Annotated in this window: 12 protein-coding genes; 3 read left to right on the forward strand and 9 right to left on the reverse strand. The window is 46.8% G+C overall.

Annotated elements, in window-relative coordinates; all coding sequences use genetic code 11:
• Positions 1-7: 7 nt before the first annotated feature.
• On the reverse strand, positions 8-547 hold the full coding sequence (locus KCG55_RS00435; RefSeq protein WP_254323060.1) for a gamma carbonic anhydrase family protein: 540 nt from the start codon (positions 545-547) through the stop codon (positions 8-10).
• A gap of 237 nt (positions 548-784) precedes the next feature.
• On the opposite strand from KCG55_RS00435, the gene KCG55_RS00440 reads away from it, so the two are divergent.
• Positions 785-1663 (forward strand): DMT family transporter, encoded by an 879-nt coding sequence (locus tag KCG55_RS00440; protein WP_254323061.1) that lies wholly within the window; start codon positions 785-787, stop codon positions 1661-1663.
• Positions 1664-1716: 53 nt separating this feature from the next.
• Here the strand turns inward: KCG55_RS00440 and lepB are convergent, their stop codons facing one another.
• The 3 genes from lepB to KCG55_RS00455 all read right to left on the reverse strand — a co-directional run bounded on the left by lepB (position 1717) and on the right by KCG55_RS00455 (position 5363).
• Positions 1717-2736, reverse strand: a complete 1020-nt coding sequence (gene lepB, locus KCG55_RS00445) for a signal peptidase I (RefSeq protein ID WP_254323062.1) — start codon at positions 2734-2736, stop codon at positions 1717-1719.
• Positions 2736-4529: a translation elongation factor 4 gene (lepA, locus tag KCG55_RS00450; RefSeq protein WP_049351467.1), complete on the reverse strand. Its 1794-nt coding sequence runs from the start codon at positions 4527-4529 to the stop codon at positions 2736-2738. The genes lepB and lepA overlap by 1 nt, the downstream gene beginning before the upstream one ends.
• 132 nt (positions 4530-4661) lie before the next feature.
• Positions 4662-5363, reverse strand: coding sequence for a 5'-methylthioadenosine/adenosylhomocysteine nucleosidase (locus tag KCG55_RS00455; RefSeq protein WP_063075415.1), 702 nt, complete (start codon positions 5361-5363; stop codon positions 4662-4664).
• 203 nt (positions 5364-5566) lie between these two features.
• Here KCG55_RS00455 and KCG55_RS00460 point away from each other — a divergent pair, with 203 nt between their 5' ends.
• The gene (locus KCG55_RS00460) at positions 5567-6697 is read left to right on the forward strand and encodes a PilT/PilU family type 4a pilus ATPase (RefSeq protein WP_070590824.1); all 1131 of its coding nucleotides are present in this window, start codon (positions 5567-5569) and stop codon (positions 6695-6697) included.
• 74 nt (positions 6698-6771) lie between these two features.
• Here the strand turns inward: KCG55_RS00460 and KCG55_RS00465 are convergent, their stop codons facing one another.
• The 5 genes from KCG55_RS00465 to KCG55_RS00485 form a co-directional block, all read right to left on the reverse strand.
• Positions 6772-8178: a dihydrolipoyl dehydrogenase gene (locus KCG55_RS00465; protein WP_049331494.1), complete on the reverse strand. Its 1407-nt coding sequence runs from the start codon at positions 8176-8178 to the stop codon at positions 6772-6774.
• A gap of 253 nt (positions 8179-8431) precedes the next feature.
• Positions 8432-9169, reverse strand: coding sequence for a redoxin family protein (locus KCG55_RS00470; protein WP_254323063.1), 738 nt, complete (start codon positions 9167-9169; stop codon positions 8432-8434).
• A gap of 188 nt (positions 9170-9357) precedes the next feature.
• Entirely contained in the window at positions 9358-10143 is a 786-nt protein-coding gene (locus KCG55_RS00475) for a 1-acylglycerol-3-phosphate O-acyltransferase (RefSeq protein WP_254323064.1), read from the reverse strand.
• Positions 10144-10207: 64 nt separating this feature from the next.
• Complete coding sequence (gene mutM, locus KCG55_RS00480; RefSeq protein WP_254323610.1) at positions 10208-11035, reverse strand: bifunctional DNA-formamidopyrimidine glycosylase/DNA-(apurinic or apyrimidinic site) lyase; 828 nt, start codon at positions 11033-11035, stop codon at positions 10208-10210.
• Positions 11036-11078: 43 nt separating this feature from the next.
• The gene (locus KCG55_RS00485) at positions 11079-11738 is read right to left on the reverse strand and encodes a class I SAM-dependent methyltransferase (protein ID WP_254323065.1); all 660 of its coding nucleotides are present in this window, start codon (positions 11736-11738) and stop codon (positions 11079-11081) included.
• Between the two features lie 156 nt (positions 11739-11894).
• Between KCG55_RS00485 and KCG55_RS00490 the strand changes: the two genes are divergently transcribed.
• On the forward strand, positions 11895-14003 hold the full coding sequence (locus KCG55_RS00490; protein ID WP_254323066.1) for a LysM peptidoglycan-binding domain-containing protein: 2109 nt from the start codon (positions 11895-11897) through the stop codon (positions 14001-14003).
• Positions 14004-14136 lie beyond the last annotated feature (133 nt).

The raw sequence follows: 14136 nt of genomic DNA on the forward strand, positions 1-14136 counted from the left end.
GTTTTCCTTATTTTGAAATTTTATGCTGACCGGACAGACGGACATAATGCGCAGAAGAATACGTCAAAAATGCCTTTTCCTCATCCGTCAGCGGACGCACTTGTCTCACAGGCGAGCCGACGTATAAAAAACCGCTTTCCAAACGTTTGCGCGGCGGCACCAAACTGCCCGCGCCTATCATTACATCATCCTCGACAACCGTATCATCCAAAATAATCGAGCCCATGCCCACCAACACACGATTCCCAATTCGACAGCCATGCAGCATGACCTTATGCCCAATCGTCACATCATCGCCGATAATCAAAGGCGAACCGTCAGGTTTTGCCGCATTCTTATGCGACACATGCAAAACGCTGCCGTCCTGCACATTACTGCGTTTGCCGATAGAAATACTGTTCACATCGCCGCGCAATACGGCATAAGGCCATATCGATACATCTTCCGCCAGCGACACTTCGCCAATCACTACCGAAGTCTCATCTACAAAACAAGACTCATCAACCGACGGCACATAATCCAAAAACGCACGAATAGGGTTTGCCATTTCCAATATCCTTTTCTCAAAACCAAAACTGATCAGGCCGTCTGAAAACACGGCGTAAAACGATTTTATACTACAACAATACGAAATCAAGCCAGAAAATCATCAAAAGGCCGTCTGAAAAAGTTTTCAGACGGCCTTTCATCATAAACCCTTTATCTTGGCTTACCACTATTTATCATTAGCGCCCCAGCTATATTTTATGGAATAATCGTCTTCATTTCATTCTTGGAGAAGCCGATGGAGACACGTTCGGGAAATTATGCAGCACCCCTGCTGGTCGTCGGCTGCGTCGTCTTCGGCTTGGGCAGTTTGATCGTCAAATTTGTCGATGTCGGCTCTTACGCCATCGCATTCTGGCGCCTGCTGATCGCCGCCCCTATATTCTTCCTGCTCGGTCGTTTTTTCAGACAAAAAATGCCCACGAAAAGAAAAACAGTTGGCTACGCAATCTTATCCGGCGTTTTCCTCGCATTCGACCTCGCCCTTTGGCATGAAAGCATTCACGCCGTAGGCCCCGGCATTTCCACCTTGCTCAACAGCCTGCAGATTTTCTTTTTAGCCGCCATCGGCTTCTTCTTTTATTCTGAACGTTTAAGTGCCCTGCAAATTTTAAGTTTGATATTGGCCACCATAGGCGTAGCCTTAATTGGCAGCCCAGAATTCGGTCATAACGACAATGCCGCATGGGGATTTGTCAGCGGCGTAGTGTCCGGTGCCATGCTGGCCCTGTCTATGGTTTTCGTACGCAAAACCCATGAGCAGGAAAAAGTCGGTTTGTTTCCTCTGATGATGATTTTAAGCTTCGGCGGCGCAATGGCGCTGGTCATCCCATCACTGCTATTCGATGCCGCCCATCTTTACCCCAAAACTTTAAACGATGTGATTCTAGTCTCCATCTACGGCATCGTTATGCAATGCTTCGCTTGGGCATTGATTGCTTACGCCATCCCGCTTTTATCCTTGTCACTGACCGGCCTCCTACTGCTCTCCGAACCAGTCGCCGCCATGCTGATCGATTATTTCTGGCTGGATAAACCGATTAATACCGTCCAATGGAGCGGTGCCACTTTGACTTTATTGGCGATTTATTTAGGTTCGTTAAAAGACAAAAAATAGATACAAAAAAGGCCGTCTGAAATTTTTCACGCGGCCTTTTAATCTGTTATTGCTTATTTGATACTGGTACCGATACGGCTGAGTTCGCCAAAGTTCATCCAAACGAAGAAGGCTTTACCGACAATCAGTTTGTCATCGACAAATCCCCAATAACGGGAATCGGCGCTGTTGTCGCGGTTGTCGCCCATCGCGAAATAACGGCCTTCGGGAACTTTACAGATAAAGCCATTGCCGTCTTCTGCGTATTCGCAATTTTCCAAACCGCTTGTTTCAAGCGAGTAATTGCTTTCAGGCATCACTTCGGAGGTATATTTGTTCAATACTGCAATAGATACGGAAGGTTGACCGGCCTCTTTGACCACATCAAAGTTTTTGCCGTTCAAGGCCGTCTGAAAACGCTCAAGCGTATGAATCATAGACGGATCGGTATCATCTGCGTATTGATAATTGCCATTTGGTTTCTCAGAAATAATTTCACCGTTAACAGTCAAAACCTTATCACGGTATTCCACAACGTCGCCCGGAATACCGACGATACGTTTGATGTAATTCATCTCAGGCTGAAGTGGGTAATTGAACACCACGACATCGCCTCGGGCAATATTGCCAACAGGGATAATGACCTTATTCAAAATCGGCAGGCGGATACCGTAAGAAAATTTGTTCACCAAGATAAAATCGCCTTTGACCAAGCCCGGACGCATGGAGCTGGACGGAATTTGGAACGGCTCGGCAATAAAGCTGCGCAACACAAAGATAACCAAGATGATGGGGAAAAAGCCGCCCATGTAGTCGGTAAAATGCGCATTGTCTTCGCCGGTCTCGCTTTTTTTCAGACGACCTTTATGGATTGCCCAAACAATACCGGTGAACACGACAAACACCAGCAATACGGCGGTAAAGCTCATAAATTCGGACAAAATGCCGAATACGCCGACCATGCACAAGAGATAACTCCATTGCAGGCCGGAGCTCCATTCGTCGTTTTCCTGACGCTCTTTGCTGCTTTTGAAGTTGAGGACTAAGCCGGCCAGCAGTACAACGATTGCACCTAAAGTCAGATTTATACTCATTATTTATCACTCACTTGCAGAATCGCCAAGAACGCGCTTTGCGGGATTTCCACATTGCCCACTTGTTTCATGCGGCGCTTACCTGCTTTTTGTTTTTCAAGAAGTTTTTTCTTACGCGTAATATCGCCACCGTAACATTTCGCCAAAACGTTTTTACGCAAGGCTTTGACGTTTTCGCGGGCGATAATCTGGCTGCCGATGGCGGCCTGGACGGCGATGTCGAACATTTGGCGCGGAATCAGTTCGCGCATTTTCGCTGCCAGCTCGCGGCCTCGGTGAACAGCGCTTTGACGGTGGACAATCAGGCTCAGGGCATCGACTTTTTCGCCGTTGACCATGATGTCGAGCTTAATCAAATCAGACGGTTGGAACTCTTTGAAATGGTAGTCCAACGAAGCATAACCGCGTGAAGTCGACTTAAGCTTATCGAAGAAATCCATTACGACTTCGTTCATCGGCAAATCATAAGTCAGCATGACTTGGCGGCCCATGTATTGCATATTGACCTGGACGCCGCGCTTTTGATTACACAAAGTCATAACGTTACCGACATATTCCTGCGGCACGAGGATGGTCGCAGTAATAATCGGCTCAAGAATGGTTTCGATGGTGCTGATTTCAGGCAGTTTGGACGGATTTTCAACTTCGATTTTCTCGCCGTTTTTCAACACGACTTCATAAACCACCGTTGGCGCAGTGGTAATCAAGTCCATGTCGAACTCGCGCTCCAAACGCTCCTGCACGATTTCCAAGTGCAACAGGCCCAAGAAGCCGCAACGGAAGCCGAAACCTAATGCTTGGGAAACTTCAGGCTCAAATTTCAACGAAGCATCGTTCAGCTGCAATTTTTCCAACGCGTCACGCAAAGCTTCATAATCGTGGCTTTCCACAGGATAGAGGCCTGCAAATACTTGGCTTTGTACTTCTTGGAAGCCGGGCAGCGGCTCAGAGGCAGGGTTGGCAACCAAAGTAACCGTATCGCCGACTTTCGCCTGACCCAATTCTTTCACGCCGGTAATCAAAAAGCCCACTTCGCCGGCTTTCAGTTCTTGTTTTTGAACTGATTTTGGTGTGAATACGCCCAGCTGTTCGACCTGCGTTTCCGCCTTGGTGCTCATAAAGCGCACTTTGTCTTTCAGCTTGATGGTGCCGTTTTTCACACGAATCAACATGACCACACCGACGTAGTTGTCAAACCACGAATCGACGATAACGGCTTGCAGCGGCGCGTTTTCGTCGCCGGTCGGCGCGGGAATTTTGGCAACGATTTCTTCCAAAACATCTTCCACACCAATGCCGCTTTTGGCAGAACATTGAACCGCACCGACGGCATCAATGCCGATAATGTCTTCAATTTCCTGCTCCACGCGTTCGGGTTCTGCGGCAGGCAAGTCAATTTTGTTCAAAACAGGCACGACTTCCACGCCCAAATCAATCGCGGTATAGCAGTTCGCCACGGTTTGCGCTTCTACGCCTTGAGACGCGTCAACCACCAAAAGCGCGCCTTCGCAAGCCGACAGCGAACGGGAAACTTCGTAAGAGAAGTCGACGTGTCCCGGAGTATCAATCAGATTGAGCTGATACACCTGCCCGTCTCGTGCTTTATAGTTGAGCGCGGCGGTTTGCGCTTTAATGGTAATGCCGCGCTCTTTTTCGATGTCCATGGAGTCGAGCACCTGCGTACTCATTTCGCGCAAATCCAAACCGCCGCAGTATTGGATAAAACGGTCGGCAAGCGTCGATTTACCGTGGTCGATGTGGGCAATAATGGAGAAATTCCGTATGTTTTTCATATTGTTATTAAGATAAATGCAATTAAAGTCGGAAAGGCCGTCTGAAAAAACAGGGATTCGGTTTTCAGACGGCCTTAGAATAAGGTTGAATCGTACCGTATTCTAACGGAAATTCAACGTTTCTGCATGATTTTATAGCGATTTGACAATCTCGGTTACCATCTTCGCCGAGCTGACGGCCGCCGTTTTCAAAAACTCTTCAAAGCTGATGTCCGCTTTCTCATCTGCCGAATCGGATACAGCGCGAATAATCACAAATGGCACTTCCAACTGGTAACAAGTCTGCGCAATCGCCGCAGCTTCCATTTCCACTGCTTTTACGTCTAGGAAATGGCTGCGGATTTCCGCGACACCTTCACTGCTGTGCACAAAACGGTCGCCACTGACAATCAGGCCTTGCGTTACGGCCGCACCTTCAAACACTTGCGCCGCCTTTTCTGCTTGGCAAATCAGGTTTTTATCCGATGCAAACACAGCAGGAAGTTGCGGTACTTGCCCCCAAACATAACCAAAAGCCGTTACATCGACATCGTGATGCGCCACAGTTTCGCCGATAACCACATCACCAACCTTCAGGCCCTTGCCCAAACCGCCTGCACTGCCGGTATTGATGACGCAATCCGGTGCAAACTGATGAATGACCCAAGAAGTCGAAACCGCCGCATTGACCTTACCGATACCGCTCAAAACCAATACCATGCGTTTTCCGGCCAATTCGCCTTCATACGCCGAGAATTTACCGAAGGACACATGCTTGACATTGGCCATGCTTTCACGCAAAAGCTCGATTTCCTGCTCCATTGCGCCGACCACGGCAATTGTTTGTACTGACATCTCGTTACCTTTCCATTCACTAATCGAGCAACATTATAACAGCAGAATTTAAAATCACAGGGATACTGAAAAATCTGCTATATTCCTAGAACGACACTCAATTTAAAACAGATAGCCACTCTAGCTAGCAAACAGCAAATAATGATTGCTTCTGTTATAATTATTCTCAATAAAATAACTTAATATTAACTATCTAAATTCTTATGTTTGACGAAAATACTCCGGGCGCAAAAGAAGAATTGTTCGCTTGGCTACGCCATATGAACAAATACAAAGGCTCCGACCTTTTCATTACCACCAATTTCCCGCCGGCCATGAAAGTGGACGGTAAAATCACACGACTGAGCGATGAGCCGCTGAGTGCTGAAAAATGTATGGAAATCGCTTTTTCGATTATGTCTTCCAAACAAATCGAAGAATTTTCTTCCACCAACGAATGTAACTTCGCCATCAGCCTGCCTGATACCAGCCGCTTCCGTGTCAATGCAATGGTCCAACGCGGTGCAACTGCATTGGTGTTTCGCTCCATTACCAGCAATATCCCTAAATTTGAAACGCTCAATCTGCCACCGATTCTGAAAGACATTGCCCTCAGAAAACGCGGCCTGATTATTTTTGTCGGCGGTACAGGTTCGGGCAAGTCCACTTCCCTTGCCTCCCTTATCGACTATCGAAACGAAAACAGCTTCGACCACATCATTACCATCGAAGATCCGATTGAGTTTATCCACCAACACAAAAACTGCATCATCACCCAACGAGAAATCGGTGTAGATACCGAAAATTGGCCGATTGCATTGAAAAACACCCTGCGTCAGGCACCGGATGTCATTCTGATTGGCGAAATCCGCGACCGCGAGACCATGGACTATGCTATTTCCTTCGCGGAAACCGGCCATTTGTGTATGGCGACACTGCATGCCAACAGTACCAACCAAGCGCTCGACCGCATCATCAACTTCTTCCCCGAAGAGCGCCGTACCCAGTTGCTGACCGACTTGTCGCTCAACCTGCAAGCCTTTATTTCACAACGTCTGATTCCCCGTGAAAGTGGCCGGGGTCGTGTGGCGGCTGTCGAAGTTTTGCTCAATTCGCCAATTATTGCCGATTTGATTCAAAAAGGCGAAGTCCACAACATCAAAGAAATGATGAAAAAATCAACCGGCATGGGCATGATCACTTTTGACCAAGCCTTGTATGATTTGTATGAAAACGGCGATATAAGCTATCAAGACGCCATTAAAAATGCCGACTCCGCCCATGACTTGCGCTTAGACATTCAATTACGAAGCCGTCGTGCGCAAAATGCCGGTCCGGATTTAGAATTGATTTAACAAACTTCAAAGCATAAAAAAGGCCGTCTGAAACCTCACTACGAGTTTCAGACGGCCTTTATTCCATCAAATAATCAAGCCTGTTTCAATTTTGCATCGGCATCACGCAATGCAGTACGCAGACCTTCCTCGATAACCGGATGGTAAAACGGCATATCCAGCATTTGCGGAATCGTCATCTTCATTTGATGCGCCCAAGCCATCAAGTGTGCCAAATGTTCGGCAGCAGGGCCGACAACTTCCGCACCAATGAAACGGCCGGTTGCTTTTTCAGCATACAAACGCATATGGCCTTTGTTGACCAACATAACGCGGCTACGGCCTTGGTTTCGGAAGGAAACTTCGCCGATTACAAACTCATCAGGTTGATATTTCGCCGCAACTTGCGCGTATTTCAAGCCGATAGTGGCAATTTGCGGACTGGTGAATACCACGCCGATTACGCTACGGCGCAAACCACCCTCAATATTCGGGAAAATAGCGGCATTGTGACCGGCAATTTTGCCTTGGTCAGAAGCTTCATGCAGCAGAGGCAATTGATTGGACGCATCGCCCGCGATGAAGATGTGCGGAATGCTGGTTTGCATGGTCAGCGGATCGGCAACAGGCACGCCACGCGCATCTTTTTCGATATTCAGGTTTTCCAAACCGATATTGTCCACGTTCGGACGACGACCGGCGGCAGCCAAAGCATATTCGGCATGGAACACACCTTTTTCGCCATCTTGTTCCCAGTGAACTTCAACATTGCCTTCTGCGTCAAGTTTAACCTCGGTTTTGGCATCCAAATGCAAAGTCAACTCTTCACCAAAAACGGTTTTGGCTTCTTCTGCGACAACAGGATCGGAAATACCGCCAATCGCACCGGCCACGCCAAAAATTTCAACTTTTACGCCCAAACGGTGCAAAGCCTGACCCAACTCTAAGCCGATTACGCCAGGGCCGAATACGGCCACACTCTTAGGCAGGGTATCCCAAGAGAAAACATCATCGTTCACAATCAAGCGATCGCCTAAAACTTCCCACTGAGGGAAAATCACAGGACGCGAACCGGTGGCAATCACAAAACTTTTTGCAGTGATTTGAGTATGGTCATCGATTTGGACGGTGTGTTCGTCAACAAATTTTGCTGTACCCATAATACGCTTGTCGGCAGGCCACTCTTCTACATCGCTGACTACAAAACCGACAAAACGGTCGCGTTCGGACTTCACGCGGTGCATGACTTCTTCGCCGTTTACCGTTACGCTGTCTTTATCCAAATGCACGCCAAACGGATCGGTATGCAGAGCATGATGGCGCGCTTCCGCAGCCGCAATCAGCAATTTGGACGGCATACAGCCGACACGCGCACAAGTTGTTCCGAATACATTGTTTTCAATCAGGTAAACATTGTCTGTATGAAGTCGGGCATTGCGAAATGCGCCCATACCGGCTGTACCGCCACCCAGTACTACTACATCTGCTTGAATCTTTTTCATATTTTATCCTTACTGTTTATATCCAAACCGATATTGCCATCAGGTTATCCGTTTTCAGACGGCCTAAACTTCATAAACTATCAAAATTTAAAAATTAATAGCTAATACCTAAATATCGATTTAAAACAATAATCTCAAATTCTACTTGTAAATATAGAGTTATTCAGAACGCCGATTTACAAACGTCGTCTGAATAACTCTATATTTGGGTCTTTCAGACGGCCTTTTCAAGCCGTCTCAAGCATACAGGCAATTAGTTTTTAGCCAAGTAAGCTTCCAAGTCTTCGCTGCCGCCGATGTATTTGCCGCCGATGAATACTTGAGGAGCAGTCATCTTGCCGGTAATAGCGCGTACGGAAGTAACAGTTGCATCTTTGCCCAATACGATTTCTTCGTAAGACAAGCCTTTGTCTTGCAGAGCTTTTTTAGCTTTAGCACAGAATTGGCAGCCAGGTTTGGTGAAGATGGCAACAGACTCTTGAGCTTTCCACTCAGGAGCGATAAATTTCAACATAGTGTCAGCGTCAGACACTTTGAAAGGATCGCCTGGTTCTTCAGGTTCGATAAACATTTTTTCAATCACGCCGTCGTTAACCAGCATGGAGTAACGCCAAGAGCGTTTGCCGAAGCCCAAGTCTTCTTTGCCAACCAACATGCCCATGCCTTCAGTGAATTCACCGTTGCCATCAGGGATCATATAGATGTTGTCGGCTTCTTCTTCAGCAGCCCAAGCGTTCATTACGAAAGTGTCGTTTACAGATACGCAGTAGATTGCGTCAACACCGTTTTCTTTGAACGCACCAAACAATTCGTTGTAGCGTGGCAGGTGAGAAGAAGAGCAAGTTGGAGTAAATGCGCCAGGCAGAGAGAACACGACTACTTTTTTGCCTTTGAACAAATCATCAGTAGAAACATCTTTCCAAGTGTCGCCAACGCGAGTGCGGAATACTACGGAAGGTACTTTTTGACCGGTACGATCTTGCAAAGCCATTTTTAAGCTCCTTAAAAATTCGGGTTTGAGAAATGAATCAATGCTTGCATTTTAATGCAGGCCTATCGATTTGTATAATTTATAGTTCAAATAATATTAATTACATCAAACTATCAATTCAATTAAACCGAAAACAGCTGTTCCTCTAAATGGAGGCCGTCTGAAATAAAACAAGTGCCTGACTGAAATTATTTTTTAGGTAAGGGCTGAACGGGAGAATCCGAAGCCACAATTTCGCCGATGGCTGTTTCCGCAACATCCTTCAAAGCATAGCGGTCTTTATCAGGCATATCTGTCGGTTTGTACTGTGGCAAGAAATCCAAACGGATACGGATTTTCTTCATAGAAACAATGCGCCATAAAGACTGAAACAGATTTACCTCCGCATAGGATGGCAGATCCGTCCGTTGTCCTTCGTCATCATAATAGCGTAAGGTTACCGCCTGAATCGGTGCTTTCGCATCAATAGCCGATTGGAACAGAGCAGCTTTAAACGGCAAAATACCCAAGCCGGAAGAAGTGCGTGCCTCGGGGAAAAAACTTACATTCTGCCCTGCTTTCAATGCCGCACAAATCGCCTGATTAATCGGCTCGACATCACGGCGGGAATTGCGGTTAATAAACACCGTACCGGCATTTTTACCCATTTTACCCAAAACCGGCCAATCGCTGATTTCCTTTTTTGCAATAAAACTGCTCGGATAAACGGCGCTCATGGCAAAAATATCCAACCAAGACACATGGTTGGCAACGACCAAAGTACCGCTCACATTTCCTTGAGGCGGCACACCGATTTCCAATTCGATATCCAAAGCATCCAACGCACCTTTTCCCAAAACAACCACAGCGTGATTGCGTTCCTCTGCATTGTTGCCATCGATGGCACGCAAATCCCGGCCGGTTCTGAATAACCAAGCTGCCAAACGGCAAAGTCTGCCCAGTCGTTTAAAAAAAGGAGCTTTTTGTTTAGACATAAAATTTCTTCTGTATTGTGTTCATTATTTTCAGACGGCCTCTGACATTTAAGGCCGTCTGAAACTATTTCTGGCAATTTGGACAATAAAATGTTCCACGCTGCCCCAAAGTTTCTTTAAAAATCAACCCGCCACATTGGACACAAGGCTCATTGTGGCGGCCATAGACCGTATATTCCTGCTGAAAGTAGCCGCTTTTTCCATCGCTATTAACGAAGTCTCGCAGCGTACTGCCGCCGGTTTTAATCGCCCTTTGCAGAACCGCTTTAACGGTTTCCACCAATAATGCGCATTCTTTCTTAGTCAGCTTATTTGCCGGGCGCAATGGCGAAATACCTGCCTTAAACAGGCTTTCATTCGCATAAATATTGCCGACGCCAACCACCACCGCATTATCCATCAGCGCTAATTTGACTGCACGCTTTTGGGTTTTCAATTTCTGATACAGGTAATTTGCATCAAAATCACCCGAGAGCGGCTCCGGCCCCAACTTTTCCAACAGCGGATGATGTTCGGCAATACCCTCATACCACAATACCGCACCAAATTTACGCGGATCGTGATAACGCAATACGGTACCGTCATCAAATACAAAATCTAAATGATCATGTTTATCCGGCGTGGTGATACGCTCATCATCGGCGATAAAAATCCTCAAACTGCCGGACATACCCAAATGAATAAGTAAAATACCCGTTTCAAAAGTAATAATCAAATACTTCGCACGACGGTTACATGCCAAAACCTTGCGCCCGGCCAAAATTTGCGCCAAGTCTGGATGAATAGGCCATCTCAATTTAAACTGGCGAATAATGACTTTTTCTATCTTCTTGCTATCAATATGTGGCGCGATTCCGCGTAAAGTCGTTTCCACTTCAGGTAATTCAGGCATCATTATTCTCCAAATTCATCATTATATATAGGCCGTCTGAAAACTATTCGGCCAAACGTGCTGTACTTAAAGCAACCGTATTGCCATCGAATGCAGATTCCAATTCAGGCAAAGGATGAACACCAATCAGATGTTTCGTCAAAACTACACCATACACCGCTGCACACTGAGGCCACCACCTATCCCCGGCCTTTTCCATAAACCGCCAGAACTTCAAAGCAGATGGCGAATTTACCGCTGGCAGATAATCCATAAATTGCCCATATTCCATTTCAAAACCAATATCCGCAATTCTTCGTTTCAACTCAGCCAGTGCCAAGCATTGAGATTTCATAGGCAATCTTTTGCCGTCAAACCACGAGCTCAATCCCCACAAAGATTTAGGGTTAAACCCCGTCAAAATCAACCTGCCCTCAGGTTTTAATATCCTAAATGCTTCTTGCAACACCAAATCCGCAGATGAAATTTCCAAAAGATGGGGCATCAATAACACATCCAAGGAATGCGTTTCAAATGCCAATATTTCAGCATCCATCCGCACATCGCGCGGCACCACAATCATATTTTCAGACGGCCTCTGCCATATACCGCCTAATTGAACCGCCACTTGACCATTCAAATATTGCAAATGCCGTCTGAAAAAATCCGCCTCTTTTTGAGCAAGATATTGTCCCATTGGCGTTTGCATAAAAAAAGTTTCCATTAAATGCTCCCCTATGCGTCCCGACTTATGTGACAGAATTTTAACACCACGACCACATCATACAAGCAAATTCCCTGCTCGACTTGACGTTTGAATGCTGAGACGATACCATCGAAAAGACGAAATTTTATTATATATTTGATAACTCTATTTACTATGGCAAAACTAAAAACCATCGCTCTGACCGTTTCAAGCCTGTCGGCAGTTTCCGCCACAGCCTACGCGCAAAACGCTACGCCCAACCAAGTCGGCATGGCCATGATGCGCCTCAACTCCTCCCTGCTCGACCAAGCCAAAGCACAAACCTTCGGCTCTGGCAGCTTGTGGGCATCATTGCGTAAAGACTTCCGCATCAACGAAGTCAACACAGAACTGGTTCGCCGCCATGAAAACAAATTTGCTGCAAACAGTGCATATTTCGACCGCACTATCTCCCGCAGCAAACCTTATATGTACCATATTGCCAATGAAGTTAAAAAACGCAATATGCCTGCTGAAATCGCTTTACTGCCTTTCATTGAAAGCGCATTCGTAACCAAAGCCAAATCTCATGTCGGCGCATCCGGCCTGTGGCAATTTATGCCGGCTACCGGCCGCCACTTCGGCTTGGAAAAAACGCCTTTGTATGACGGCCGCCACGATGTTTACGCCGCTACCGATGCCGCATTGAACTACCTACAATATCTGCATGGTATGTTCGGCGACTGGTCGTTGGCACTTGCCGCCTACAACTGGGGCGAAGGTAACGTCGGCCGCGCCGTAAACCGCGCCCGTGCGCAAGGTTTGGAGCCGACATACGAAAACCTGCGTATGCCGAACGAAACACGCAACTACGTTCCCAAACTTTTGGCTGTCCGCAATATCGTTGCCAATCCGCAAACTTTCGGCATGAATATCAGCGAAATCAGCAATCAGCCGTATTTCAAATCCGTCAGCATCGACAAACCTATTGATAACAGCACAATCGCTCGCTTTGCAAACATCAGCGAAAGCGAACTGTTGGCACTCAACCCAGGTTTCAATGCCCCGGTATTTATCCCTAAAAACAACCGTCGCCTGTTGTTACCGGTTTCTGCGGTTTCCGCATTTGAGAAGAACTACCGCAATGCTAATCCAGATACCCTGATGTCTTGGGATATTTATACTTCTTTGGGCAACAAAAAGCTTAATGCCATCGCCAACGATACCGGCATGAGCGTAGCCGAACTCAAACGCCTCAACGGCCTGAGCGGCAGCGCTATTTCTGAAGGCCGCAGCATTTTGGTGGCTAAAAACTCAGCCACCCAAAGTCAAGACATTATTAACTTTATTGACAAAGACAATACGCCGGATACTTACCAATCCAATATGCCGGCTATGTCTCCGATTATTGCTTCCAACGTAGCAGAACCGGTTAAAGTCGCTCAAACTACCGTGACCAATATTGTTGTACCTGTTGTTCCACAGTCCAGCAAACCGGTTGACTTTATTGAACGCAGCAAAGCTGAAAACGTTACTTCAGTAGCGGTAACAGAAACCAAGGTGCAGCCTCAAGTTGCAAATGCGGAAGTAGCCGCCCCTATTGTAGCCATGATCCATACCACTGCTGAGCCTGCTGCTACGAATGTTGCAGAAGCACCTAAAGTAGCTATCCCTGCCGACCTGACTGCACCAATCGTTGCCGCAAACGATGTAGCCCCTACTCCTGCAGTTGAATCTGTTGCTGCTGCTCCGGTTCAAGAAGAGCATGATGACCTGATGGCCTTAGTACAAAGCCGACCTGCAGATGAACCTACAGCAACTGTTGCTGAAGCGATTCCTGAAGCTAAACAAGTTCAAACTGTTGTGACTGCTGAAAGCGCTCGTGCCGCACGTATTGCAGCCAATACCGCTAAACAGCAAAGCCGCATCAATGCACGTCTTGCCCGTGTAAGCGGTCAACAAAACACACAAACTGCAGCACTTGCAGCAGGTACACACCGTGTGGAAGATGGCGATACGTTATTTAACATTTCCAAACGTTACAACCTGAGCGTAGCTGATTTGATTATTGCCAACAACATCAAAGGCAACAATATCAAAAAAGGCCAAATCCTCCGTGTAACAGCTGCTCCGGCAAAAGTCCGCAGCAACCCGATTCAAAACGTTTCCTACACTGTACGCAAAGGCGATACTTTAAACACCATCGCCAACCGTTTCAATGTTGATGTCAATGATATCCGCCGTTGGAACCGCAATACCCGTACTGTGACTCCTGGTCAACGTTTGAAACTGATCGGTAGCTAATACTCCCCTGTTCTATCCTTGTGAATATATGGCCGTCTGAAATATTTCAGACGGCCATAGCTTTTTACACCTCCCCTTAAAGTCCTATCTAAACATTTAAGGAATTTTGTAAGGACTCTACTGTAAGGATGAC

Origin of the sequence: Neisseria subflava (genome assembly GCF_024205745.1) — a bacterium.
Lineage (GTDB): Bacteria > Pseudomonadota > Gammaproteobacteria > Burkholderiales > Neisseriaceae > Neisseria > Neisseria flavescens_B.

What these genes read in the sequence shown, in the direction of transcription:
- KCG55_RS00435 (WP_254323060.1), bottom strand. Translation starts at nt 547, where the DNA reads ATGGCAAACCCTATTCGTGCGTTTTTGGATTATGTGCCGTCGGTTGAT.
- KCG55_RS00440 (WP_254323061.1), top strand. Translation starts at nt 785, where the DNA reads ATGGAGACACGTTCGGGAAATTATGCAGCACCCCTGCTGGTCGTCGGC.
- lepB (WP_254323062.1), bottom strand. Translation starts at nt 2,736, where the DNA reads ATGAGTATAAATCTGACTTTAGGTGCAATCGTTGTACTGCTGGCCGGC.
- lepA (WP_049351467.1), bottom strand. Translation starts at nt 4,529, where the DNA reads ATGAAAAACATACGGAATTTCTCCATTATTGCCCACATCGACCACGGT.
- KCG55_RS00455 (WP_063075415.1), bottom strand. Translation starts at nt 5,363, where the DNA reads ATGTCAGTACAAACAATTGCCGTGGTCGGCGCAATGGAGCAGGAAATC.
- KCG55_RS00460 (WP_070590824.1), top strand. Translation starts at nt 5,567, where the DNA reads ATGTTTGACGAAAATACTCCGGGCGCAAAAGAAGAATTGTTCGCTTGG.
- KCG55_RS00465 (WP_049331494.1), bottom strand. Translation starts at nt 8,178, where the DNA reads ATGAAAAAGATTCAAGCAGATGTAGTAGTACTGGGTGGCGGTACAGCC.
- KCG55_RS00470 (WP_254323063.1), bottom strand. Translation starts at nt 9,169, where the DNA reads ATGGCTTTGCAAGATCGTACCGGTCAAAAAGTACCTTCCGTAGTATTC.
- KCG55_RS00475 (WP_254323064.1), bottom strand. Translation starts at nt 10,143, where the DNA reads ATGTCTAAACAAAAAGCTCCTTTTTTTAAACGACTGGGCAGACTTTGC.
- mutM (WP_254323610.1), bottom strand. Translation starts at nt 11,035, where the DNA reads ATGCCTGAATTACCTGAAGTGGAAACGACTTTACGCGGAATCGCGCCA.
- KCG55_RS00485 (WP_254323065.1), bottom strand. Translation starts at nt 11,738, where the DNA reads ATGGAAACTTTTTTTATGCAAACGCCAATGGGACAATATCTTGCTCAA.
- KCG55_RS00490 (WP_254323066.1), top strand. Translation starts at nt 11,895, where the DNA reads ATGGCAAAACTAAAAACCATCGCTCTGACCGTTTCAAGCCTGTCGGCA.